The organism is Pseudomonas sp. P4_B4, assembly GCF_056402255.1.
The window spans coordinates 64356-87227 of the sequence record NZ_JBFUHS010000011.1; the positions used below are offsets into that span (position 1 = coordinate 64356).

18 protein-coding genes, 2 tRNA genes and 1 pseudogene are annotated in these 22872 nt (G+C 58.2%); 1 reads left to right on the forward strand and 20 read right to left on the reverse strand.

Annotation, left to right across the window (positions count from 1 at the left end):
- Positions 1 to 3 precede the first annotated feature (3 nt).
- The 12 genes and pseudogenes from rbfA to rlmE all read right to left on the reverse strand — a co-directional run bounded on the left by rbfA (position 4) and on the right by rlmE (position 11704).
- Positions 4 to 405, reverse strand: coding sequence for a 30S ribosome-binding factor RbfA (rbfA, locus tag AC1DVE_RS14055; RefSeq protein ID WP_007973108.1), 402 nt, complete (start codon positions 403 to 405; stop codon positions 4 to 6).
- 159 nt (positions 406 to 564) lie between these two features.
- Positions 565 to 3090 (reverse strand): translation initiation factor IF-2, encoded by a 2526-nt coding sequence (infB, locus tag AC1DVE_RS14060; protein WP_223454169.1) that lies wholly within the window; start codon positions 3088 to 3090, stop codon positions 565 to 567.
- Between the two features lie 27 nt (positions 3091 to 3117).
- Positions 3118 to 4599: a transcription termination factor NusA gene (gene nusA / locus AC1DVE_RS14065; protein WP_008057419.1), complete on the reverse strand. Its 1482-nt coding sequence runs from the start codon at positions 4597 to 4599 to the stop codon at positions 3118 to 3120.
- 59 nt (positions 4600 to 4658) lie between these two features.
- On the reverse strand, positions 4659 to 5117 hold the full coding sequence (gene rimP / locus AC1DVE_RS14070) for a ribosome maturation factor RimP (RefSeq protein ID WP_007973115.1): 459 nt from the start codon (positions 5115 to 5117) through the stop codon (positions 4659 to 4661).
- Between the two features lie 138 nt (positions 5118 to 5255).
- Positions 5256 to 5332: transfer RNA gene (locus AC1DVE_RS14075), tRNA-Met, on the reverse strand.
- A gap of 97 nt (positions 5333 to 5429) precedes the next feature.
- Positions 5430 to 5515: transfer RNA gene (locus AC1DVE_RS14080), tRNA-Leu, on the reverse strand.
- A 22-nt stretch (positions 5516 to 5537) separates the two neighbouring features.
- Positions 5538 to 5921 (reverse strand): preprotein translocase subunit SecG, encoded by a 384-nt coding sequence (gene secG, locus AC1DVE_RS14085; protein WP_017336473.1) that lies wholly within the window; start codon positions 5919 to 5921, stop codon positions 5538 to 5540.
- Positions 5922 to 5925: 4 nt separating this feature from the next.
- Positions 5926 to 6681 carry a triose-phosphate isomerase gene (gene tpiA, locus AC1DVE_RS14090; RefSeq protein WP_150727489.1) on the reverse strand — a complete coding sequence of 252 codons (756 nt, stop codon included), beginning with the start codon at positions 6679 to 6681 and terminating at the stop codon, positions 5926 to 5928.
- Positions 6682 to 6747: 66 nt separating this feature from the next.
- On the reverse strand, positions 6748 to 8085 hold the full coding sequence (gene glmM / locus AC1DVE_RS14095) for a phosphoglucosamine mutase (RefSeq protein WP_108218140.1): 1338 nt from the start codon (positions 8083 to 8085) through the stop codon (positions 6748 to 6750).
- A gap of 16 nt (positions 8086 to 8101) precedes the next feature.
- A complete protein-coding gene (gene folP / locus AC1DVE_RS14100) occupies positions 8102 to 8953 on the reverse strand; it encodes a dihydropteroate synthase (RefSeq protein ID WP_223454171.1) in 852 nt (283 codons plus the stop codon).
- 8 nt (positions 8954 to 8961) lie between these two features.
- Positions 8962 to 10872 (reverse strand): ATP-dependent zinc metalloprotease FtsH, encoded by a 1911-nt coding sequence (gene ftsH, locus AC1DVE_RS14105; protein WP_057716478.1) that lies wholly within the window; start codon positions 10870 to 10872, stop codon positions 8962 to 8964.
- Positions 10873 to 11071: 199 nt separating this feature from the next.
- A pseudogene (rlmE, locus tag AC1DVE_RS14110) lies at positions 11072 to 11704 on the reverse strand (23S rRNA (uridine(2552)-2'-O)-methyltransferase RlmE).
- A 105-nt stretch (positions 11705 to 11809) separates the two neighbouring features.
- On the opposite strand from rlmE, the gene AC1DVE_RS14115 reads away from it, so the two are divergent.
- The gene (locus AC1DVE_RS14115) at positions 11810 to 12118 is read left to right on the forward strand and encodes a YhbY family RNA-binding protein (RefSeq protein ID WP_007942889.1); all 309 of its coding nucleotides are present in this window, start codon (positions 11810 to 11812) and stop codon (positions 12116 to 12118) included.
- Positions 12119 to 12127: 9 nt separating this feature from the next.
- On the opposite strand, the gene AC1DVE_RS14120 is transcribed toward AC1DVE_RS14115, so the two are convergent.
- From AC1DVE_RS14120 to grpE, 8 genes are all read right to left on the reverse strand, one after another.
- On the reverse strand, positions 12128 to 12532 hold the full coding sequence (locus AC1DVE_RS14120; RefSeq protein WP_150727522.1) for an MFS transporter: 405 nt from the start codon (positions 12530 to 12532) through the stop codon (positions 12128 to 12130).
- Between the two features lie 28 nt (positions 12533 to 12560).
- Positions 12561 to 13037, reverse strand: coding sequence for a transcription elongation factor GreA (gene greA / locus AC1DVE_RS14125; protein ID WP_108218328.1), 477 nt, complete (start codon positions 13035 to 13037; stop codon positions 12561 to 12563).
- Positions 13038 to 13039: 2 nt separating this feature from the next.
- Positions 13040 to 16261, reverse strand: a complete 3222-nt coding sequence (carB, locus tag AC1DVE_RS14130; protein ID WP_223454173.1) for a carbamoyl-phosphate synthase large subunit — start codon at positions 16259 to 16261, stop codon at positions 13040 to 13042.
- 118 nt (positions 16262 to 16379) lie between these two features.
- Entirely contained in the window at positions 16380 to 17516 is a 1137-nt protein-coding gene (gene carA / locus AC1DVE_RS14135; protein ID WP_223454175.1) for a glutamine-hydrolyzing carbamoyl-phosphate synthase small subunit, read from the reverse strand.
- A gap of 259 nt (positions 17517 to 17775) precedes the next feature.
- Positions 17776 to 18579, reverse strand: coding sequence for a 4-hydroxy-tetrahydrodipicolinate reductase (dapB, locus tag AC1DVE_RS14140; RefSeq protein WP_057716481.1), 804 nt, complete (start codon positions 18577 to 18579; stop codon positions 17776 to 17778).
- Positions 18580 to 18589: 10 nt separating this feature from the next.
- Positions 18590 to 19714: a molecular chaperone DnaJ gene (dnaJ, locus tag AC1DVE_RS14145; protein ID WP_223454177.1), complete on the reverse strand. Its 1125-nt coding sequence runs from the start codon at positions 19712 to 19714 to the stop codon at positions 18590 to 18592.
- Between the two features lie 453 nt (positions 19715 to 20167).
- On the reverse strand, positions 20168 to 22084 hold the full coding sequence (dnaK, locus tag AC1DVE_RS14150; protein WP_223454179.1) for a molecular chaperone DnaK: 1917 nt from the start codon (positions 22082 to 22084) through the stop codon (positions 20168 to 20170).
- A 102-nt stretch (positions 22085 to 22186) separates the two neighbouring features.
- Positions 22187 to 22753 carry a nucleotide exchange factor GrpE gene (gene grpE / locus AC1DVE_RS14155; protein ID WP_056728221.1) on the reverse strand — a complete coding sequence of 189 codons (567 nt, stop codon included), beginning with the start codon at positions 22751 to 22753 and terminating at the stop codon, positions 22187 to 22189.
- Between the last annotated feature and the right edge of the window lie 119 nt (positions 22754 to 22872).

Here is a 22872-nt window from a genome sequence, read left to right on the forward strand (position 1 = left end):
CGATTACTCCTTGGTGTCTTCGGCTTCTGCCGCAACCGGATGCTGATTGTCTTCAGCCACTGCGCGCTCGATCAATGCCGACAGATGCGCACCACGCACGACGCTTTCGTCGTAGTGGAAGTGCAGCTGTGGAACGCTACGCAGCTTCATCTCGCGAGCCAGCTGCATGCGCAGGAAACCGGCGGCGGAGTTGAGCACCTTGATGCTTTGTGCGATTTCTTCGGCGCTGTCCTGCCCCATCACGGTGATGAAAATCTTGGCGTGACCGACGTCACGGCTGACTTCCACAGCGGTAATGGTGACCAGGCCGACGCGCGGATCTTTGACTTCACGACGGATCAGTTGTGCCAGCTCGCGCTGCATCTGATCGCCGATACGTTGGGTACGGCTATATTCTTTTGCCATGTCTTGTTACCTGTTACTGCCCCACGGTGAAACCCGTGAGGTCTGAAAGCGGCAAACGCCCGGCCTGACAAAAGCCAGACCGGGCGTTGCGTTTAGAGTCCTTGTGACGAGCTGCGCATTTGCATGCGGCTACCCGTCACGGCTCCTGAAGTGCGCGAGTTAGAGGCTGCGAGCAACCTGCACCTTCTCGAAGACTTCGATCTTGTCACCGACTTTAACGTCGTTGTAGCTCTTCACGCCGATACCGCATTCCATGCCGGCACGTACTTCGGAAGCGTCATCCTTGAAGCGGCGCAGGGATTCCAGCTCGCCTTCGAAGATAACGATGTCTTCACGCAGTACACGGATTGGACGGTTACGGTGCACAACACCTTCGATAACCATGCAACCGGCGATCGCGCCAAACTTCGGCGAACGGAACACGTCACGCACTTCGGCGATACCCAGGATGTTCTCGCGAACATCGCTGCCGAGCATACCGGTCAGGGCTTTCTTGACGTCTTCGATGATGTCGTAGATCACGTTGTAGTAACGCATATCCAGACCTTCCTGCTCGACGATCTTGCGCGCGCCAGCATCGGCACGCACGTTGAAGCCGAACAGTACAGCGTTGGAGGCCAGTGCCAGGTTGGCGTCGGATTCGGTGATACCACCGACACCGCCACCCACTACACGCACTTGCACTTCGTCGTTACCCAGGCCGTTCAAGGCACCGTTCAACGCTTCCAGCGATCCACGGACGTCGGATTTGAGGACGATGTTGAGCGTCTTCTTCTCTTCCTGACCCATGTTTTCGAAGATGTTTTCCAGCTTGCCGGCGTGAGCACGAGCCAGTTTGACTTCGCGGAACTTGCCTTGACGGAACAGAGCCACTTCACGGGCTTTCTTCTCGTCGGCAACCACGCTCATCTCGTCGCCAGCATCCGGGGTACCGTCCAGGCCGAGGATCTCGACAGGGATGGCCGGACCGGCTTCCTTGATTGACTTGCCGTTCTCGTCGAGCATGGCGCGAACGCGGCCATAGTTCGAACCGACCAGGACCATGTCGCCCTGACGCAGGGTACCGTCTTGAACCAGAACGGTAGCCACCGGGCCACGGCCCTTGTCCAGACGGGATTCAACCACGACGCCACGGCCAGGAGCCGACGGAGTTGCGGTCAGTTCCAGGACTTCGGCTTGCAGCAGAACAGCTTCGAGCAGTTCGTCGACGCCAGTACCCATCTTCGCCGAGACCGGTACGAACGGAGTGTCACCACCCCACTCTTCCGACGTCACGCCGTGAACCGACAGTTCGCTACGGATGCGATCGAGATCGGCGCCCGGCTTGTCGATCTTGTTCACTGCAACAACCAGTGGAACACCGGCCGCTACTGCGTGTTGTACGGCTTCAATGGTCTGCGGCATCACACCGTCGTCCGCTGCAACCACCAGGATCACGATGTCGGTCGCCTTGGCACCACGGGCACGCATTGCGGTAAACGCAGCGTGACCAGGGGTGTCGAGGAACGTCACCATGCCACGGTCGGTTTCAACGTGGTAAGCACCGATGTGCTGGGTGATACCACCGGCTTCGCCAGCAGCAACCTTGGCACGACGGATGTAGTCGAGCAGGGAAGTCTTACCGTGGTCAACGTGGCCCATTACGGTCACGACTGGTGCACGGGAAACTGCCTCGCCTTCAAACTTCAGGGACTCGGCCAGGGAATCTTCCAGGGCGGTGTCGCTGACCAGGGTCACTTTGTGGCCCAGCTCTTCGGCAACCAGTTGAGCAGTTTCCTGATCCAGTACCTGGTTGATGGTCGCTGGAGTACCCAGTTTGAACATGAACTTGATGATTTCAGCAGCCTTCACCGACATCTGCTGGGCGAGGTCGCCAACAGTGATGGTTTCGCCGATCTTCACTTCGCGCACGACAGGGCCGGTCGGGCTCTGGAAACCGTGGGCGTTGCGCTTCTTCAGCTTGGCCTTGCCGCGACCACCACGACGGAAGCCATCGCTTTCTTCGTCGGTAGTACGTGGGGCAACGCGTGGAGCCGGCGCCTTTTCCTTGACCGAAGCACGATGCGGAGCGTTTTTGCGCTCGCCATCGCCGCTACCGCGACGACTGTTGTCGTCGGCACGTGGCTTGTCCGGACGGCGCTGTTCGTCACGCTTGCGGGTATCGGCCGCAGGAGCCGGAGCGGCCGCCACAACCGGTGCGCTTTCGCGAACTGGCTCGGCCACCGCAGCAGGCGCTGCAACAGGTACGGCATGAGCGGTCGATGCAGCAGCAGGCTGGCGACGCGCTTCTTCTTCGGCGCGACGCTTGGCTTCTTCTTCAGCCTTCTGACGAGCAGCATTTTCTACTGCGCGACGTTCATCCAGTTCACGCTTGCGCTCGGCTTCGATTTCTTCCGGGCTGCGCTGTACGAAGACTTTCTTCTTGCGTACTTCAACGCTGATGCTTTTGCTGCCAGCAACACGCAGGGTGCTGGTGGTTTTACGCTGCAGCGTAATCTTGCGTGGTTCTTCCACTTTCGCCTTGTGGCTGCTTTTCAAGTGAGTCAGCAACGATTGCTTCTCACTGTCAGTCACATGTTCTTCGGCGGCGGTGTGCGGCAGACCTGCCTCACGCATCTGCTGCAACAGGCGCTCTACCGGTGTTTTGACCTCATCGGCCAGTTGTTTCACCGTGACTTGCGTCATGCACTTCTCTCCTCAGGCCGCGCCTAATTACTCGAACCAGTGGGCTCGGGCGGCCATGATCAACTTGCCGGCACGATCATCGTCAATGCCGTCGATGTCGAGCAGGTCGTCAATAGACTGCTCGGCCAGGTCTTCGCGGGTAATTACGCCGCGCACCGCCAGTTCCATCGCCAAATCCTTGTCCATACCCTCAAGCGAGAGCAGGTCTTCGGCCGGATGGGCGTCTGCCAGCTTTTCCTCAGTAGCGATGGCTTTAGTCAACAAGCGATCCTTGGCCCGAGCGCGAAGCTCGTTGACGGTGTCTTCGTCAAAGCCGTCGATGTTGAGCATTTCTTCCAACGGTACGTAGGCAATCTCTTCCAGGCTGGTAAAGCCTTCGTCCACCAGCACCTGCGCCAGATCTTCGTCGACTTCCAGCTCGTCGATGAAGTTGCGCAGGATGTCGCCGGTTTCTGCTTGCTGTTTAGCCTGGATGTCCGATTCGGTCATCACGTTCAGGGTCCAGCCAGTCAACTGGCTAGCCAGACGCACGTTCTGACCACCGCGACCGATGGCCTGAGCCAGATTGTCTGCGCCAACGGCGATGTCCATTGCGTGGGCATCTTCGTCAACGATAATTGCCGCAACCTCGGCCGGGGACATGGCGTTGATCACGAACTGAGCCGGGTTGTCGTCCCACAGAACGATGTCAACACGCTCACCGCCCAACTCACCCGACACTGCCTGGACGCGCGAACCGCGCATACCGATGCAAGCGCCTTGCGGGTCGATGCGTTTGTCCTTGGAGCGAACGGCGATCTTGGCGCGCGAACCCGGATCACGGGACGCAGCCATTACTTCGATCAGGCCTTCGGCAATTTCCGGCACTTCGATGCGGAACAACTCGATCAGCATTTCCGGCGCGGTGCGCGACAGGATCAACTGCGGGCCGCGGTTCTCGGTGCGGATTTCCTTGAGCAGCGCACGCAGACGCACGCCAACCCGGAAAGTTTCGCGAGAAATGATGTCTTCACGGGCCAGCAACGCTTCAGCGTTGTTGCCCAGATCAACGATCACGTTGTCGCGGGTGACTTTTTTCACGGTGCCGGAGATGATTTCACCCAGGCGTTCGCGGTAAGCGTCAACAACCTGAGCGCGCTCGGCTTCGCGAACTTTCTGCACAATGACTTGCTTGGCAGTCTGTGCAGCAATGCGGCCGAACTCGATGGACTCGATTTTCTCTTCTACGACATCACCGACCTTGGCGCCAGGATGCGTTTCAGCAACCTTGCTCGGCCAGGTTTCGATGGCCGGATCGTCCAGGTCTGCTTCTTCGACGACCGTCCAGCGACGGAATGTCTCGTATGCACCCGTGTGGCGATTGATTTCCACACGCAGATCAACTTCGTCTTCGAAACGCTTTTTGGTAGCAGTGGCCAGAGCCAGCTCCAGCGCTTCAAAAATAACGTTTGCCGGTACGCCCTTTTCATTGGATACCGACTCAACAACCAGCAGTACTTCTTTGCTCATCGTACGCCTCGCCTTTCGCAAGCCATTGGATCCGCGGGATCCGCAGTATCTGGCACGCCTCAGTCAAAACTGGGAATAATGTTGGCCTTGTCGATCATATCGATCGGCAACAGGAACTCATGGTCTTCTACCTGCACCACGACATCCTGCTCTTCTACGCCGCGCAGAAGGCCCTGAAAGTTGCGTCGTCCTTCAAAAGGCGAGCGCAGCTTGATCTTCACTTGTTCACCGGCAAATTTTGCAAACTGCTCAAGAGTGAACAGCGGGCGTTCCATGCCAGGCGAGGAAACTTCAAGGGTGTATTCAACGGAGATTGGATCTTCAACATCCAGCACACCGCTGATCTGACGGCTGACGATGGCGCAATCGTCCACCAGCACGCCGCCTTCTTTATCGATATAAACGCGCAACATCGAGTGACGACCCTGAGCCGAAAACTCGATACCCCAGCATTCATAGCCTAGGGCCACGACCACCGGGGCCAGCAAGGCCTGCAACTCTTCTAGCTTGCTCGACACCTGAACCCCCTAGTGCATGTATGTGCATGCTATGCAAAATAAAAAAATGGGCGAAACGCCCATCCTTGAAACGCCGTTGAACAGCGGCGTTGAAAGTGTCCAGCTAACAAAAAGCCCCTGAAAAGGGGCTCCTTAAACTGGTTGCGGGGGCCGGATTTGAACCGACGACCTTCGGGTTATGAGCCCGACGAGCTACCAGACTGCTCCACCCCGCGACAAAGCTGGGGCGGAAGTATACGACCGATCCCCTACAGGGTCAATGTAACCTTCCACCTGCAAGAAAGCCCGCAACAGCGGGCTCTCCTGACTAATTGGTACCGAGAAGGGGACTCGAACCCCTACACCCTATGGGCACAACCACCTCAAGGTTGCGTGTCTACCAATTCCACCACCTCGGCAATACTACGTTTAAAACCCTTCTTACTTCTGCTCTTGAGCTGGAGGCACGTCAGTCGCTGGAGTAGCCGACTTTTGCTCTTGAAGCACCGGGACATCATCAGAAGCCGGTTGCTGCTTTGGAACTTCCAGTACCGCTGGATTTGGGAGACCTACTTGAGTCAGCTGGTGAGCCTTCTCTTTAGCAAAGTAACCTAACCCCAAGCTGGTTATGAAAAAACCTGCGGCAAGTATAGCAGTAAACTTACTAAGAAAGGTAGAGGAACCTTGGCTTCCGAACACAGTATTTGAAGCACCTGCTCCGAAAGACGCGCCAGCATCCGCACCTTTACCCTGCTGCAGCAAAACCAGAGCTACTACGCCCAATGCACCCAGCAGATGAAAAACGACTACGACTGTTTCCAGCATTTTTTCAGTTTCCCGCGGCGCGACAAATCGCACCGAACTCATCTGCATTCAGGGAAGCCCCACCAATGAGACCCCCATCGATATCCGGCATGCCGAACAGTTCGACCGCATTGGCCGCCTTCACGCTGCCGCCGTATAGAAGCCGCACACCTTGTGCGACCTCAGAATTCTCTGCCGCCAACTGGGCGCGAATGGCTGCGTGCACATCCTGCGCCTGTTGTGGCGTTGCAGTCAGCCCGGTGCCAATGGCCCAGACCGGTTCGTAAGCGATCACTGCCTTGGCAAAGGCACCGACACCCAGCTCCTCAATGATACTGCCCAGCTGACGCGAGACAACCTCAAGAGTCTTTCCGGCTTCACGCTGCTCAAGGGTTTCCCCTATGCACAACACCGGAATCAAGCCACATGCCTGTGCCGCTGCGAACTTGCGGATCAGCATTCCGTCCTGCTCGCCCATAATCTGGCGGCGTTCGGAGTGCCCGACAAGCACCAGGGAACAACCTGCATCCACCAACTGACTCGGTGCAACTTCACCGGTCAACGCACCTTGTCCGGATTCCACCGCAGAATTCTGCGCGCCGACCGAAATCGACTTTCCTTCCAGACCATCAATCACTTGATTGATATGCAGGCAAGGCGGGAATACCGCAACATCAACATCGCTCGGCAAGGCCAAGTCACGAAGGCCGTTGATCAGCTCAGCGACGCTGGCGCGGGTACCGTGCATCTTCCAGTTACCAGCTACCATAGGGCGACGCATGCTGTACCTCGTCGGTCAAAGTGGGCGCAGATGTTACCCAACACAATCATGGCTGGCAAGCCGAATTCAGGCAGAAACTTCAGTAACCAGTTTTGCCAGCTCTTCGGCGTAGCCACGAACCTGCGTTTCGTCTTCGCCTTCGACCATCACACGCACCAGCGGTTCGGTTCCGGACTTGCGCAACAGCACACGCCCCCGACCCGCCATGGCCTTGGTCACACGCTCGCTGGCTTCCTTGACCGACGGATGGTCGAGTGGGTTTGCGCCGCCACCGAAACGAACATTGATCAGCACCTGAGGGCATTTGCGCAGCGCCTGACGCGCTTCAGCCAAACCTTGCGCACGGGCTTTCAACGCCTTCAGTACCTGCAACGCGGCGATAATCGCATCACCAGTGGTGGTGTAATTGAAGCAAACGATATGACCCGAATTTTCGCCACCGACCAGCCAGTTGCGCTCCAGCAGATCAGCAATCACATAACGATCACCAACATTGGCGCGGACAAATGGAATCGCCAGGTCGGCCAAGGCCAACTCCAATCCCAGGTTGCTCATCAGTGTACCGACTACACCACCCTGCAGCTTGTCTCGCTCATGCAGGTCGCGAGCAATGATGAACAGCAACTCATCACCATCGACGATGGCCCCCGTGTGATCCACCATCAACACCCGGTCACCATCACCATCGAAGGCGATACCCAGATCGGCGTGTTCAGCCAGCACAGCGGCCTGCAGTTGCCCCATATGGGTCGAGCCGCAGTTATCATTGATATTCAAACCGTTGGGCTGCGCGGACAAGACCACGACTTCGGCACCCAACTCACGAAACACACTCGGCGCCACTTTATAGGTCGCACCATGGGCGCAGTCGATCACAATCTTGAGACCGGTAAAGCTGGTACCGGTCGGCACACTGCTCTTGCAGAATTCGATATACCGACCCGACGCATCATTGATTCGCGACACCTTGCCGATCTTGCTCGACTCAACCACAGTCATTGGCGTATCGAGCAACTCTTCGATCATATGCTCGACTTCATCCGGCAGCTTGGTGCCATTGCCGGAGAAGAACTTGATGCCATTGTCATCATGCGGATTGTGCGACGCACTGATCACGATGCCAGCTTCGGCATGAAAGGTACGCGTCAGGTAGGCAATAGCCGGGGTCGGCATAGGCCCAAGGAGCATCACATCAGCACCTGCCGACGTCAGCCCTGCCTCAAGCGCAGACTCGAACATGTAGCCGGAGATCCGGGTGTCCTTACCTACCAATACCTTGCAGGCGCCCATCTTGCGGAACGCCATACCTGCAGCCCAGCCGAGCTTGAGCATGAAATCAGGAGTAATCGGGTATTCACCGACACGCCCACGAATACCGTCGGTGCCAAAATATTTTTTGCTCATAAGTGCTCCATCATTCTTATTCGGCTGATTCCACTGCGGCGATCATCCGCACCACATCCATTGTTTCGGCTACATCATGGACGCGCAATATACGCGCACCCTTCACCGAAGCCAGCGCCGCGAGCGCCAAACCACCATACAGTCGGTCCCCCACCGGACGATTCAACGCCTGACCAATCATGCTCTTTCGCGAAACCCCGACCAACAGGGGTCGCCCCAAGGCATGCAGGGTTTCCATATGTTTGAACAAACTCAGATTGTGCTGCAAGGTTTTGGCGAAGCCAAAGCCGGGGTCAAGAATGATCCGCTCAGCCGCAATTCCCGCCAATGAACACTGATGCATGCGTTCGGCGAGAAACTCACCGACTTCCCTTGTAACGTCCTGATACTGCGGATTGTCCTGCATATAGCCTGGCTCTCCCAGCATATGCATCAGGCAAACCGGTAGCCCGGTGGCCGCCGCAGCATCCAGGGCACCATCGCGACGCAACGAACGCACGTCATTGATCAACCCGGCACCCAGACGTGCAGTTTCACGCATGACGGCTGGCGTGGAGGTGTCGACCGAGATGATGACATCCAGTTCGCGACTGATGCGCTCGACAATGGGCGCTACGCGCTCCAACTCCTCCAGTGGCGACACCGCCCTGGCACCTGGACGGGTAGATTCGCCACCGACATCGATCAGCGTCGCGCCGGCTGCCACCATGGCTTCGGCGTGGCGCATGGCCGCGTCGAGCTGGCTGTATTGGCCACCATCGGAGAAAGAATCAGGAGTGACATTGAGAATACCCATGACATGCGTCTGGGCCAAATCAAGAACCCGGTTGCCGCAAGGCAACCGGGTCGAGGACTGAACAGAAGTCATTTCAAACCTTATACGTCAGCAGCAGGACCACCGATCGGTGTTTCCGGACGCTCATCCTGCACCACCGGAGGGGTGCCGGAAGTACCCGTGCCACCCGACCAGTCGCGTGGCTCGCGAGGCGTACGACCCGCCATGATGTCGTCGATCTGCTCGGCATCGATCGTTTCGTACTTCATCAAGGCATCGGCCATCGCATCGAGCTTGTCACGGTTGTCCGTGAGAATCTGCTTCGCCGTGCCGTAGCACTGATCGATGATGCTGCGCACTTCGGAGTCGATCAGCTTGGCTGTCTCACCAGAGAAGCTTGCACTCTGACCGCCACCGCCGCGACCGAGGAACACTTCACCCTCTTCTTCGGCATACATCAACGGACCGAGTTTTTCCGAAAGACCCCACTTGGTCACCATGTTCCGCGCAATCTGGCTGGCGCGCATGATGTCGTTGGAGGCACCGGTGGTCACGCCATCGAAGCCAAGGGTCATTTCTTCAGCGATACGACCGCCGTACAACGAGCAGATCTGACTGATCAACGCACGCTTGGACAGGCTGTAACGATCTTCTTCCGGCAGGAACATGGTCACACCCAGCGCACGACCGCGCGGGATGATCGACACCTTGTACACCGGATCATGCTCAGGCACGACACGCCCCACAATGGCGTGACCCGCTTCGTGATAAGCCGTGTTCTGTTTTTCTTTCTCGGACATGACCATGGATTTGCGCTCGGCGCCCATCATGATTTTGTCTTTGGCCAGTTCGAATTCTTTCATCTCGACGATGCGCTTGCCGGCGCGGGCAGCGAACAACGACGCCTCGTTCACCAGGTTGGCCAGGTCAGCACCGGAGAAGCCTGGAGTACCACGAGCGATCACGGCCGGAGCAACGTCGTCGCCCATCGGCACTTTGCGCATGTGGACCTTGAGAATCTGTTCGCGACCACGGATGTCCGGCAGACCGACTACAACCTGACGGTCGAAACGGCCCGGACGCAGCAGCGCAGGGTCCAGTACATCAGGACGGTTGGTTGCGGCGATCACGATGATGCCGTCATTCATTTCGAAGCCGTCCATCTCGACCAGCAACTGGTTGAGCGTCTGCTCGCGCTCGTCGTGACCACCACCCATGCCAGCACCACGATGGCGACCGACCGCATCGATTTCGTCGATGAAGATGATGCATGGAGCGTGTTTCTTGGCCTGTTCGAACATGTCGCGAACACGGCTGGCACCCACACCGACGAACATTTCGACGAAGTCGGAGCCAGAAATGGTGAAGAACGGCACTTTGGCTTCGCCGGCAATCGCCTTGGCAATCAAGGTTTTACCAGTACCAGGAGGACCGACCATCAGCACGCCACGAGGAATGCGGCCGCCCAAACGCTGGAACTTGCCCGGATCACGCAGGAATTCAACCAACTCGCCAACTTCTTCCTTGGCTTCGTCGCAACCGGCAACGTCAGCCAAAGTGGTTTTGACCTGATCTTCGGAGAGCAGGCGTGCCTTGCTCTTGCCGAAGCTCATCGGCCCACCCTTGCCACCTGCACCGCCCTGCATCTGCCGCATGAAGAACATGAACACGGCGATGATCACGAGGATCGGGAAGCTGGCGACCAGAAGCTGAGTCCAGATGCTTTGCTGTTCAGGCTGCTTGCCTTCGACCACGACGTGGTTATCCACCAGGTCACCGATCAGGCCGTTGTCCTGGATCGCCGGGCGAATGGTCTTGAAGCTGTCGCCATCGTTGCGCTTGCCGGTAATCACGTAGCCATCAACCGCCACGCGCTCGACCTTGCCATCCTTGACCTGCTGGATGAAGTCGGAATAGTTGAGGGTCTGCGGCTCGTTAGGGCTGGAGAAGTTGTTCATCACCGTCACCAGGACAGCCGCGATGATCAACCACAGGATCAGATTCTTTGCCATATCGTTCAATTAACTACCCTCTGAAGCAAGCTCCGCTACTGACGCGCGCTTCGCATGATATTCACCGGCCTAACTTACTACATTACCTACGACTTGGCAGGCGCCGTCTGTAACCCTTTGTGAAACACTTCCTACACAATATTCGCTAATTCTGACAAGGCGTAATACAAAAATCCTATCACCCCGATCGAAAATTCACTCAACCCTCACTGCGTCCGCGGAAACCGCGGCCCAGCAGGTACTGCTCGCGAGAACGGTCGCGCGACGAGGTCGGCTTGCGCATCTGCACCTTCTCGAACTGCTGGCGAACGCTCTTGTGGAACTCGTCGAAGCCTTCACCCTGGAAGATCTTGATCAAAAAATCACCACCGGGCTTAAGCACCCGAGTCGAGAGATCCAGTGCCAACTCTCACAGGAACATCGCTCGCGGCATGTCTACGGCCGGTAATCCACTCATATTGGGGGCCATATCGGAAATCACAAGGTCTACTTCCTTATTTCCGACGGCATCGAGGATCTGAGCCAGCACAGCATCCTCGGTAAAGTCGCCCTGAATGAAGGTCACGTCCGGGATGCTGTCCATTTCCAGAATGTCAGAAGCGATCAGTGTGCCCTGTCCACCAATCAGACGACTGGTCACCTGGGACCACCCACCGGGGGCCGCACCAAGGTCGATTACGCTCATGCCCGGGCGGATCAGACGATCCTTTTCCTGGATCTCCAGCAGTTTGTAGCTGGCGCGGGAACGGTACCCGTCTTTCTGTGCCATTTTGACGAATGGGTCGTTGAAATGTTCTTTCAGCCAGTTAAGGCTTGTCTTGGAACGGGCCACGGGATACCTCGGAAATAAAACGGGTCGTGATTAACTGGGCGGTCCCGGACTCGCTCGGGTAAACTGGCCGCCGCTTTTTACAAGATCAGACGCAGGGGTCAGATTATGCCGCTCACTCAAGAGCAGAAGAAACAGTACAAATCCATTGGCCACCATCTGAAACCAGTTTTGATTGTGGCAGACAATGGTTTGACTGAAGGTGTGTTAGCCGAACTCGAACGCGCATTGGCGGATCACGAGCTGATCAAAATCAAGCTCAACATCCTCGATCGCGAATCGCGCCTGGCGTCCATTGCAGAGCTCTGCAAGGTCGGCAAAGCGGATCTGGTTCAGGTCATCGGCAAGATGGCACTGATCTACCGCAAGAACTTCAGCGTCAACAAGCAGCTGTCGAACGTCCATCGCTTCAAGTGATGGCAAGGGTCAAGGGTGTGCTTCGCGCACCCTGCCACTCCATCCCGGCACCGGCTGCAACACCAGCACCAGCCCGGAAAAGCCCAGAACAAGATAGCTGAACGCCTGCCAACGATCGGCATCCGGCCAGCCGAAACGCACCGCGAAGTACATCGCGCACGCATACAGCGCCATCAACAGCAGTTGCCCGCGAATATCCCGCCATAGACTGACAAGGCCCTCGGCCTTAACCAGCACCAAAGCCTGAAAAATCACACACGCCGTAGCGAATCCCACTACCAACGTATTGAGCGTGCCTGCGATTTCATCGATCAGCAGCGGCGCCAGGCCAATTCGTCCCAGCACCGGCAACAGACCGATTTGCAACAGCCACAAGCCGCCGACCCACAACATCTGGGTCAGCTGCCAAAGCATGGCGCCCGCACGAAACGGGCGCCAGCCTTCAGATGTGGCGAACTTCGACAATCTCGTACTCGATAACGCCGCCAGGCGTTTTCACGGCGACCACATCACCCTCTTCCTTGGCAATCAAGGCGCGGGCCAGTGGAGAGCCGACCGAAATTTTGCCGAGTTTGAAGTCAGCCTCATCCTCACCCACGATGTGGTATGTAACGCGCTCATCCGTCTCGACATTGGCAATCTCGACGGTGGTGCCGAAAATCACTTTGCCGGTATGAGGAATGCTCGTGACATCAATGATGACCTGATTCTGAATCCGGCCCTCGATGTCACGAATGCGCGCCTCGACCATACCCTGCTGCTCACGAGCAGCGTGGTATTCGGCGTTTTCCTTCAAATCACCCAACTCGCGGGCCGTACCGATGTCCTGGCTGAGCTTCGGACGAACGACCTTGGTCAGGTGAGTGTGCTCTTCTTCCAGGGCGCGAGCGCCCTGAACGGTCATGGGGTACTTCGTTATGCTCATGCCTTCAATCCTGCGTGTAGATCCTGCAAGCGGCGCACAGTCTTCTCGGGACCGAACTTCAGCGCTTCACAGATGGCTTCGCCAGCAGCAATGGTGGTGGTGCAGTAAATCTTGTGCTGCAGGGCATTACGACGAATGGAGTACGAATCAGCGATCGACTGACGACCTTCGGTGGTGTTGATGATCAGCGTGACTTCGTCATTCTTGATCATGTCGACCACGTGCGGACGACCTTCGGTCACCTTGTTCACACGGCGCACTTTCAGGCCTGCAGCCTCGATCAGCTTGGCAGTACCGGCAGTGGCGACCACTTCGAAGCCCAAGTTGATCAGATCACGGGCCACGCCCGCAACCAGTGGCTTGTCGTCGTCACGTACGCTGATGAACGCAGTACCGCCGGTCGGCAGCACTTCGCTGGCACCCATCTGGGCCTTGGCGAACGCTTCACCGAAGGTGTCGCCAACGCCCATCACTTCACCGGTCGACTTCATCTCTGGGCCGAGGATCGGGTCAACGCCAGGGAATTTGGCGAACGGGAACACCGCCTCTTTCACGCTGTAGAAGTTCGGGATGATTTCCTTGGTGAAGCCGATTTCCTTCAAGGTCTTACCGGCCATGACGCGAGCCGCGATCATTGCCAGGGAAACACCGATGCACTTGGACACGAACGGCACAGTACGGGAAGCGCGCGGGTTGACTTCGATGACGTAGATGTCGTCGCCTTGCAGCGCCAACTGAACGTTCATCAGGCCGACCACGCCCAGCTCCAGGGCCATTTTCTTGACCTGTTCGCGCATCTCGTCCTGGATGTGCGCAGGCAGCGAGTACGGCGGCAGCGAGCACGCGGAGTCACCGGAGTGAACACCGGCCTGCTCGATGTGCTGCATGATCGCGCCGATTACCACGTCCTTGCCGTCGCAAACCGCATCCACGTCCATTTCGATGGCGCAGTTGAGGAAGTGGTCCAGCAGCACCGGGCTGTCGTTGGACACTTGAACCGCTTCGCGCAGGTAGCGCTTGAGTTCTTCTTCTTCGTAGACGATTTCCATCGCACGGCCGCCCAGTACATAGGACGGACGCACTACCAGCGGATAACCGATCTTGCTGGCGGCACGAATCGCTTCGTCTTCGCTGCGCACGGTGGCGTTTGGCGGCTGACGCAGGTTCAGGCGCTGGACCATCTGCTGGAAGCGCTCACGGTCTTCGGCACGGTCGATGGCGTCAGGGCTGGTGCCGATGATCGGCACGCCGGCGGCTTCCAGGGCACGCGCCAGTTTCAGCGGAGTCTGGCCGCCGTACTGGACGATCACGCCTTTCGGCTTCTCGACGCGGACGATTTCCAGCACGTCTTCCAGGGTCACCGGTTCGAAGTACAGGCGATCGGAAGTGTCGTAGTCGGTGGAAACGGTTTCCGGGTTGCAGTTGACCATGATGGTCTCGTAGCCGTCATCGCGCAGGGCCAGTGCCGCGTGTACGCAGCAGTAGTCGAACTCGATGCCCTGGCCGATGCGGTTAGGACCGCCACCCAGGATCATGATCTTGTCGCGACCCGATGGCGCCGCCTCGCACTCTTCCTCGTACGTCGAGTAGAGGTAGGCAGTATCGGTGGCGAACTCGGCAGCGCAGGTGTCGACGCGCTTGTAGACCGGGAAGATTTCCAGCTTGTGACGGTGAGCGCGCAGGCTCTTCTCGGTCACACCCAGCAGCTTGGCCAGGCGCATATCGGAGAAGCCTTTGCGCTTGAGGCGGAACATCAGATCGTGGTCGATGCTGGTCAGACCCAGGGTCTTGACCTTCTCTTCTTCCTTGATCAGGTCTTCCATCTGCACCAGGAACCAAGGGTCGATCATGGTCATGCCGAAGATGTCTTCGACGGTCATGCCGGCGCGCATTGCGTCGGCCACGTACCAGATACGCTCGGCGCCCGGCACGGTCAGCTCGCGCTTGAGTACGCTCATGCTTTCCGGGTTGGCCAGATCAACCTTCTCGTCCAGACCGCAAACGCCCACTTCCAGACCGCGCAGGGCTTTCTGCAGGGATTCCTGGAAGGTACGGCCGATGGCCATGACTTCACCCACCGACTTCATCTGAGTGGTCAGGCGCGCGTCAGCCTTGGGGAACTTCTCGAAAGCGAAGCGTGGCAGCTTGGTGACGACGTAGTCGATGGACGGTTCAAAGGACGCCGGGGTCTTGCCGCCGGTGATGTCGTTCGACAGCTCGTCGAGGGTGTAACCCACAGCCAGCTTGGCCGCGACCTTGGCGATCGGGAAGCCGGTGGCTTTCGAAGCCAGTGCCGAGGAACGCGATACACGTGGGTTCATCTCGATCACGACCATGCGGCCGGTGTTCGGGCAGATACCGAACTGAACGTTGGAACCGCCGGTTTCCACGCCGATCTCGCGCAGTACCGCCAGGGAGGCGTTACGCAGGATCTGGTATTCCTTGTCGGTCAGGGTCTGTGCCGGAGCCACGGTGATCGAGTCACCGGTGTGCACACCCATCGGGTCAAAGTTTTCGATGGAGCAGACGATGATGCAGTTGTCCTTCTTATCGCGGACAACCTCCATTTCGTATTCTTTCCAGCCGATCAGCGATTCGTCGATCAGCAGCTCTTTGGTCGGCGACAAGTCCAGACCACGGGCGCAGATTTCTTCGAACTCTTCACGGTTGTAAGCGATACCGCCACCGGTGCCGCCCATGGTGAAGGACGGACGGATGATGCACGGGAAGCCGAGCTTCTCGAGGACCGCATTGGCCTCTTCCATGCTGTGGGCGATACCGGAACGCGGGCACGCCAGGCCGATGGATTTCATCGCCTTGTCGAAACGCGAACGGTCTTCAGCCTTGTCGATGGTGTCGGCGTTAGCACCGATCATCTCTACGCCGAACTTCTCCAGAACGCCTTCGCGCTCCAGGTCCAGGGCGCAGTTCAGAGCGGTCTGGCCACCCATGGTCGGCAGCAGAGCGTCCGGACGCTCTTTCTCGATGATCTTGGCAACAGTCTGCCACTTGATTGGCTCGATATAGGTGGCGTCGGCCATGGCCGGGTCGGTCATGATGGTGGCCGGGTTGGAGTTCACCAGGATGACGCGGTAGCCCTCTTCGCGCAGGGCTTTGCAGGCCTGGGCGCCGGAGTAGTCGAATTCGCAGGCCTGGCCGATCACGATCGGGCCAGCACCAAGAATCAGGATGCTTTTAATGTCTGTACGTTTTGGCATGGGTTTGTCACTCAAATCCGCAGGTCAGTCGGCAAGCCGTCTTGTTCAATCTCTGAAGCCTTGAGGGGGCCGCCGGTGTCGGGACCACCCTCAAGCTTTGCTACATCAGGGCGAGCGATCAGCGTCGCTTGGCCATCTCGGTGATGAAGCGATCGAACAATGGCGCTACGTCGTTCGGGCCAGGGCTGGCTTCCGGGTGACCCTGGAAGCTGAAGGCGCTCTTATCGGTACGCTCGATACCTTGCAGGGTGCCGTCGAACAGCGATTTGTGGATCGCGCGAACGTTGGCCGGCAGGGTCGCTTCGTCTACGGCAAAACCGTGGTTCTGGCTGGTGATCATCACCACGCCGCTGTCCAGGTCCTGGACGGGGTGGTTGGCACCGTGGTGGCCGTGACCCATTTTCAGGGTCTTGGCGCCGGAGGCCAGGGCCAGCAGCTGGTGACCGAGGCAGATACCGAAGACCGGGATCTCGGTTTCCAGCACGTCCTTGATCGCCTGGATCGCGTAGTCGCAAGGCTCCGGATCACCAGGGCCGTTGGACAGGAACACGCCGTCCGGCTTCAGCGCCAGAACGTCGGACGCTGGAGTCTGTGCAGGGACTACAGTCACGCGGCAACCGCGCTCGACCAGCATGCGCAGGATGTTCACCTTGACGCCGTAGTCGTAGGCAACCACGTGGTACGGCAGCTCGGAGGCTTCGATGGTCGCGTGGCTGTCGGTTTTCAGATCCCAGACAGTCGAACGCCATTCGTAGGTGTCCTTGGTGCTGACAACTTTCGCCAGGTCCATGCCTTTCAGACCAGGGAAACCCTGCGCGGCGGCAATGGCGGCTTCTTCGGAAATGTTGTCACCGGCCATGATGCAGCCGTTCTGCGCGCCTTTTTCACGCAGGATGCGCGTCAGGCGGCGGGTGTCGATACCGGCGATGGCCACAACATTGTTGGCCTTCAGGTAGTCGGACAGGGACATCGTGTTACGCCAGTTGCTCGCCACCAGTGGCAGGTCACGGATGACCAGGCCGGCAGACCAGACGCGGTTGGACTCGGCGTCTTCCGGCGTGGTGCCGGTGTTGCCGATGTGCGGGTAAGTCAGGGTAACGATCTGTTGGGCGTAGGAAGGATCGGTAAGGATTTCCTGATAGCCGGTCATTGCGGTGTTGAACACCACCTCACCAACGGTCTGACCGTCGGCTCCAATGGCTTCGCCGCGAAAAATGCTGCCATCAGCAAGGGCGAGTATGGCTGGCTTAGTCAAGAAGACCTCCCGTAAATAAAGCCTGAAAGGGCGATCGCAGGTTGTAAAAAAGCGGAGTGACGTATGGACACGTCACCCCGCTTCTTCACTGAATTATTCTGCGCGCTTTTAGTGGACACACTAAAGCTGTAGCTTACAGAAAAAGGCATTTTTGGTCTACCGCCAATGAGCCTTAAAGGCTGGAGAATGCGACAGGACGTCGCTTGGCGGAACAAAACCGGGCTCAAACGCTGTGCGCGAGCCCGATTTCGGGTGCATCTTAACGCAGATCGAGCACGTCTTGCATGTCGTAAAGGCCAGGCTCGCGCCCGTCCAGCCACAAAGCAGCACGTACCGCGCCCTTGGCGAAGGTCATGCGACTGGACGCCTTGTGAGTGATCTCGACACGCTCGCCGTCGGCGGCGAACAGCACAGTGTGATCACCAACGATGTCGCCAGCGCGCACAGTGGCGAAACCAATGGTCTCGCGATCACGAGCGCCGGTCTGGCCCTCACGACCATACACCGCCACCTTTTTCAGATCGCGACCCAGAGCATCGGCAATCACCTCACCCATGCGCACGGCAGTGCCGGACGGCGCATCGACTTTATGCCGATGGTGAGCTTCGGTGATTTCGATATCGACATCGTCACCCAATACGCGAGCGGCTGTGTCGAGCAACTTCAGGCACAGGTTGACCCCGACACTGAAGTTGGCCGCGAAGACAATCGGAATGTCCTTGCCCGCTTCCGCCAGCAACTGCTTTTCTTCAACGCTGAAACCGGTGGTACCGATGATCATCGCTTTGCCGTGTTTACGGCAGAAAGCCAGGTTCTTCAGGGTCACCGTCGGGTGCGTGAAGTCGATCAGCACGTCGAACTCGTCGACCACCCGATCCAGATCACCGGACAGAGGCACACCGATACGACCCAGCGCAGCCAGCTCGCCGGCATCCGCGCCGACCAACGTGCTGTCGGGACGATCCACCGCCGCCGTCAGACCGGCGCCCGGAGTTTGCTGCACCGCTTCAATCAGGGTCTTGCCCATGCGCCCGGCGGCGCCCATCACTGCAATACGTCGCATGCCTGCCTCCTTACAAATCGCCGAAGAAGCGCTTCACGCCTTCGAACCAACCAGTGGTTTTCGGCGAGTGGCTGTTGTCATCCGCCAACGAACTACGGAATTCCTCGAGCATTTCACGCTGGCGACGGCTCAGGTTGACCGGAGTCTCGACCGCAACACGGCACATCAAGTCGCCAGCACCACCACCACGCACAGGCGCGACACCCTTGCCACGCACACGGAACTGCTTGCCGGTCTGAGTCCCCTCAGGGATCTTCAGCTTGACCCGGCCATCAAGGGTCGGAATCTCCAGCTCGCCACCCAGCGCCGCATCGACGAAGCTGATCGGCACTTCGCAGAACAGGTGCTTGCCATCGCGCTGGAAAATCGAGTGCTCGCGCACATTGATCACCACGTACAGGTCGCCCGTCGGGCCACCGTGAGCGCCCGCCTCGCCTTCGCCGGACAGACGAATGCGGTCACCGGTATCGACACCGGCCGGCACTTTCACCGACAAGGTCTTGTACTCTTCGACACGACCTTCGCCGTGGCAGGAATCGCACGGATCGGAAATGATCTTGCCCTGGCCATGGCAGCGCGGGCATGTCTGCTGCACCGAGAAGAAACCTTGCTGCATGCGCACCTGGCCGATACCGCCGCACGTCGGGCAGGTCACCGGCGCAGAACCTTTCTTGGCGCCGGAGCCGTCGCAAGGCTTGCAGTTGACCAGCGTCGGAACGCGAATATTCACGGTCGTACCGCGCACCGCCTCTTCGAGGTCCAGTTCCAGGGTGTAGCGCAAGTCACTGCCGCGCTGAGCGCCGCCACGGGAACCGCCGCGACCGCCACCGAAGAAGTCACTGAAGACATCGCCAAAGATGTCGGAGAAGTTCTGACCGCCGAAACCGGCACCGCCACCACCCATGCTTGGGTCGACACCGGCATGGCCATACTGGTCGTATGCCGCGCGCTTGCTGGAATCGGACAGCACTTCGTAGGCCTCGTTGGCCTCCTTGAACATATCTTCCGACGCTTTGTCATCGGGATTACGGTCCGGGTGGTGCTTCATCGCCAGGCGACGGTAAGCCTTCTTCAGGTCCGCTTCGCTTGAGCCACGCTCAACACCCAACACTTCGTAATAGTCACGCTTTGCCATAAGTCTTTGCACTCTTGAGGACGTCCGACAAAACCCTCCTGAGCTTGCCGAACTCGTTGAGCCCCAATACAGGCCCGGACCCAACTCACGTCAATTCAACGATCCTGGTCTTTGATTCTTGCGGTACTTGCGGCGCGAAAAGCAGGAGCATTTCCGGCCATACCACCAACATGCTGGGGCGGACTGAATGGTTTGTTCGTTAGGCAACTCCGGCGCCTGAGCACCATACCCTGCGTTGCCGCTCCTCCCCATAGCGCGCTATGAGTCGTCGCAGCGCCTTGGTTATGGCGTTCAGTCATCCGAACTTGCTCTAACGAACAAGCCACTCAATCCGCCGCTGTCGCATGCTGTAAAAATTCGCGTATTCCAGATACGCCAACGCGGGAGCAAGCTCCCGCGCGGCGACATCCTACCAGTCACCGCCTGAAGGCAGTCAACCGGCCGACCAACAACTTACTTGTGGTCTTTGACTTCTTCGAACTCGGCGTCGACAACGTCGTCAGCCTTTTCCGCCTTGTCGTCGTGCGGTGCCGCGCCTTCAGCAGGCTGAGCCTGTTCGGCGTACATCTTCTGCGCCACTGGAGCGGAGACTTTCGACAGCTCTTCAACCTTGGCGTCGATAGCAGCCTTGTCGTCGCCTTTGACGGCAGCTTCCAGGGCAACTACGGCCGCTTCGATTGCAGTCTTCTCTTCAGCGGTCACTTTATCGCCGGCATCGACAACCATTTTGCGCGTCGAGTGAACCAGTGCATCACCCTGGTTACGGGCAGTGGCCAACTCTTCGAACTTGCGGTCTTCCTCGGCGTTCGCCTCGGCATCACGCACCATGCGCTCGATTTCTTCGTCGGACAGACCGGAGTTGGCCTTGATCACGATCGACTGAGTCTTGCCGGTAGCCTTGTCCTTCGCACCTACGTGCAGGATGCCGTTGGCGTCGATGTCGAAGGTCACTTCGATCTGCGGCACACCACGTGGAGCTGGTGGAATGTCGGCCAGGTCGAACTTGCCCAGGGACTTGTTCTGTGCGGCTTGCTTACGCTCGCCTTGCAGCACGTGAATGGTCACGGCGCCCTGGTTGTCGTCGGCAGTCGAGAACACTTGCGATTTCTTGGTAGGAATCGTGGTGTTTTTCTCGATCAGCGCAGTCATCACGCCCCCCATGGTTTCGATACCCAGGGTCAGCGGGCTGACGTCGAGCAGCAGAACGTCTTTCACGTCACCGGCCAATACCGCGCCCTGGATGGCAGCACCCATGGCAACCGCTTCGTCCGGGTTGACGTCTTTACGAGCTTCTTTACCGAAGAACTCGGTCACCAGCTTCTGAACCAGCGGCATACGGGTCTGACCGCCCACCAGGATCACGTCGTTGATCGCGCCAACCTCGATACCGGCATCTTTCATTGCGATGCGGCAAGGTTCGATGGTGCGCTGAACCAGGTCTTCCACCAGCGCTTCGAGCTTGGCGCGGGAGATCTTCACGTTCAGGTGCTTAGGACCGGTGGCGTCTGCAGTGATGTACGGCAGGTTCACGTCGGTCGACTGGCTTGAGGACAGTTCGATCTTGGCTTTTTCAGCGGCCTCTTTCAGGCGCTGCATGGCCAGCGGGTCGCCCTTGAGGTTCATGCCGCTTTCTTTCTTGAATTCGTCGACGAGGTAGTCGATCAGACGAATGTCAAAGTCTTCACCGCCCAGGAACGTGTCACCGTTGGTGGCCAGTACTTCGAACTGGTGCTCGCCATCGACTTCAGCGATCTCGATCACGGAAACGTCGAAAGTACCACCACCCAGGTCGTAAACGATCACGGTGTGATCGCCCTTGGCCTTGTCCATGCCGTAAGCCAGAGCGGCTGCGGTTGGTTCGTTGATGATACGTTTTACGTCCAGGCCAGCGATGCGGCCGGCGTCCTTGGTGGCTTGACGCTGGCTGTCGTTGAAGTAGGCCGGAACGGTGATCACCGCTTCAGTCACGGTCTCGCCGAGGTAGTCTTCGGCGGTCTTCTTCATTTTTTTCAGGATTTCAGCCGAGATTTGTGGCGGTGCCATTTTCTGGCCGTTCACTTCAACCCAGGCGTCGCTGTTGTCAGCCTTGACGATCTTGTAAGGGACCATCTGGATGTCTTTTTGCACGACTTCTTCGTCGAAACGACGACCGATCAGACGCTTCACCGCATACAGGGTGTTATGCGGATTGGTCACAGCCTGACGCTTGGCCGACTGGCCAACCAGGATTTCGCCATCGTTGGCGTAAGCGATGATCGACGGCGTGGTACGCGCGCCTTCAGCGTTTTCAATAACTTTTGCCTTGCCGTTTTCCAGCACGGAGACGCAGGAGTTGGTAGTCCCCAGGTCGATACCGATAATTTTGCCCATGTTCACTCTCCCGAAACTTTGGATTTGGTTGCCGCAGCAGTGGTGGCTAACTGCGGTAGCACTTAAACGCTTGACTTATAAATGGGGGCCTTGCGGCGGATTTCAAGCCTGCTCGTCAATCGAAGGCGAAACCGGCGCAGGCGCCTTGCTGACCACGACCATCGCCGGGCGCAGCAGGCGACCATTGAGCTGATAGCCCTTCTGGAACACCTTCAGAACACTGTTCGGCTCGACATCGGCGCTTTCCTGCATGGCCATTGCCTGATGGTGAACGGCGTTGAACGGTTCACCATGCGGATCGATCGCTTCAAGCTGATAACGCTTGAGAGTGTCGTGGAACATTTTCAGGGTCAGCTCGATGCCTTCGCGCATCGGACGGATGCTTTCGTCGTCCGGGCTGGACAGTTCCAGGCCGCGCTCCAGGCTGTCGACGATCGGCAGCAGGTCGCTGGCGAATTTTTCCAGCGCGAACTTGTGAGCCTTCTCCACATCCTGCTCGGCGCGACGGCGGACGTTCTGCAGATCGGCGGCTACACGCAAAGCCTGATCCTGAGCGCCTGCCAGTTGCTCTTCGAGCACTTGTACACGAGCCGCCAGGTCATCACCCGAAGCCTCGGGCGCCTGGTTGGCGTCTGGGTTTTGCGTATCCACTGTCTGTTCGTCAGCCATAGATTTCTCCTTTCAATTTCGTCCGCGAGCTCAACTCGCGCTTCTGCCCAGCTATATGGGGCCGCAAAATCCGGCTTCAAGGGGCGCCGACGATTAACCCTACAAATAACAACTGCTTT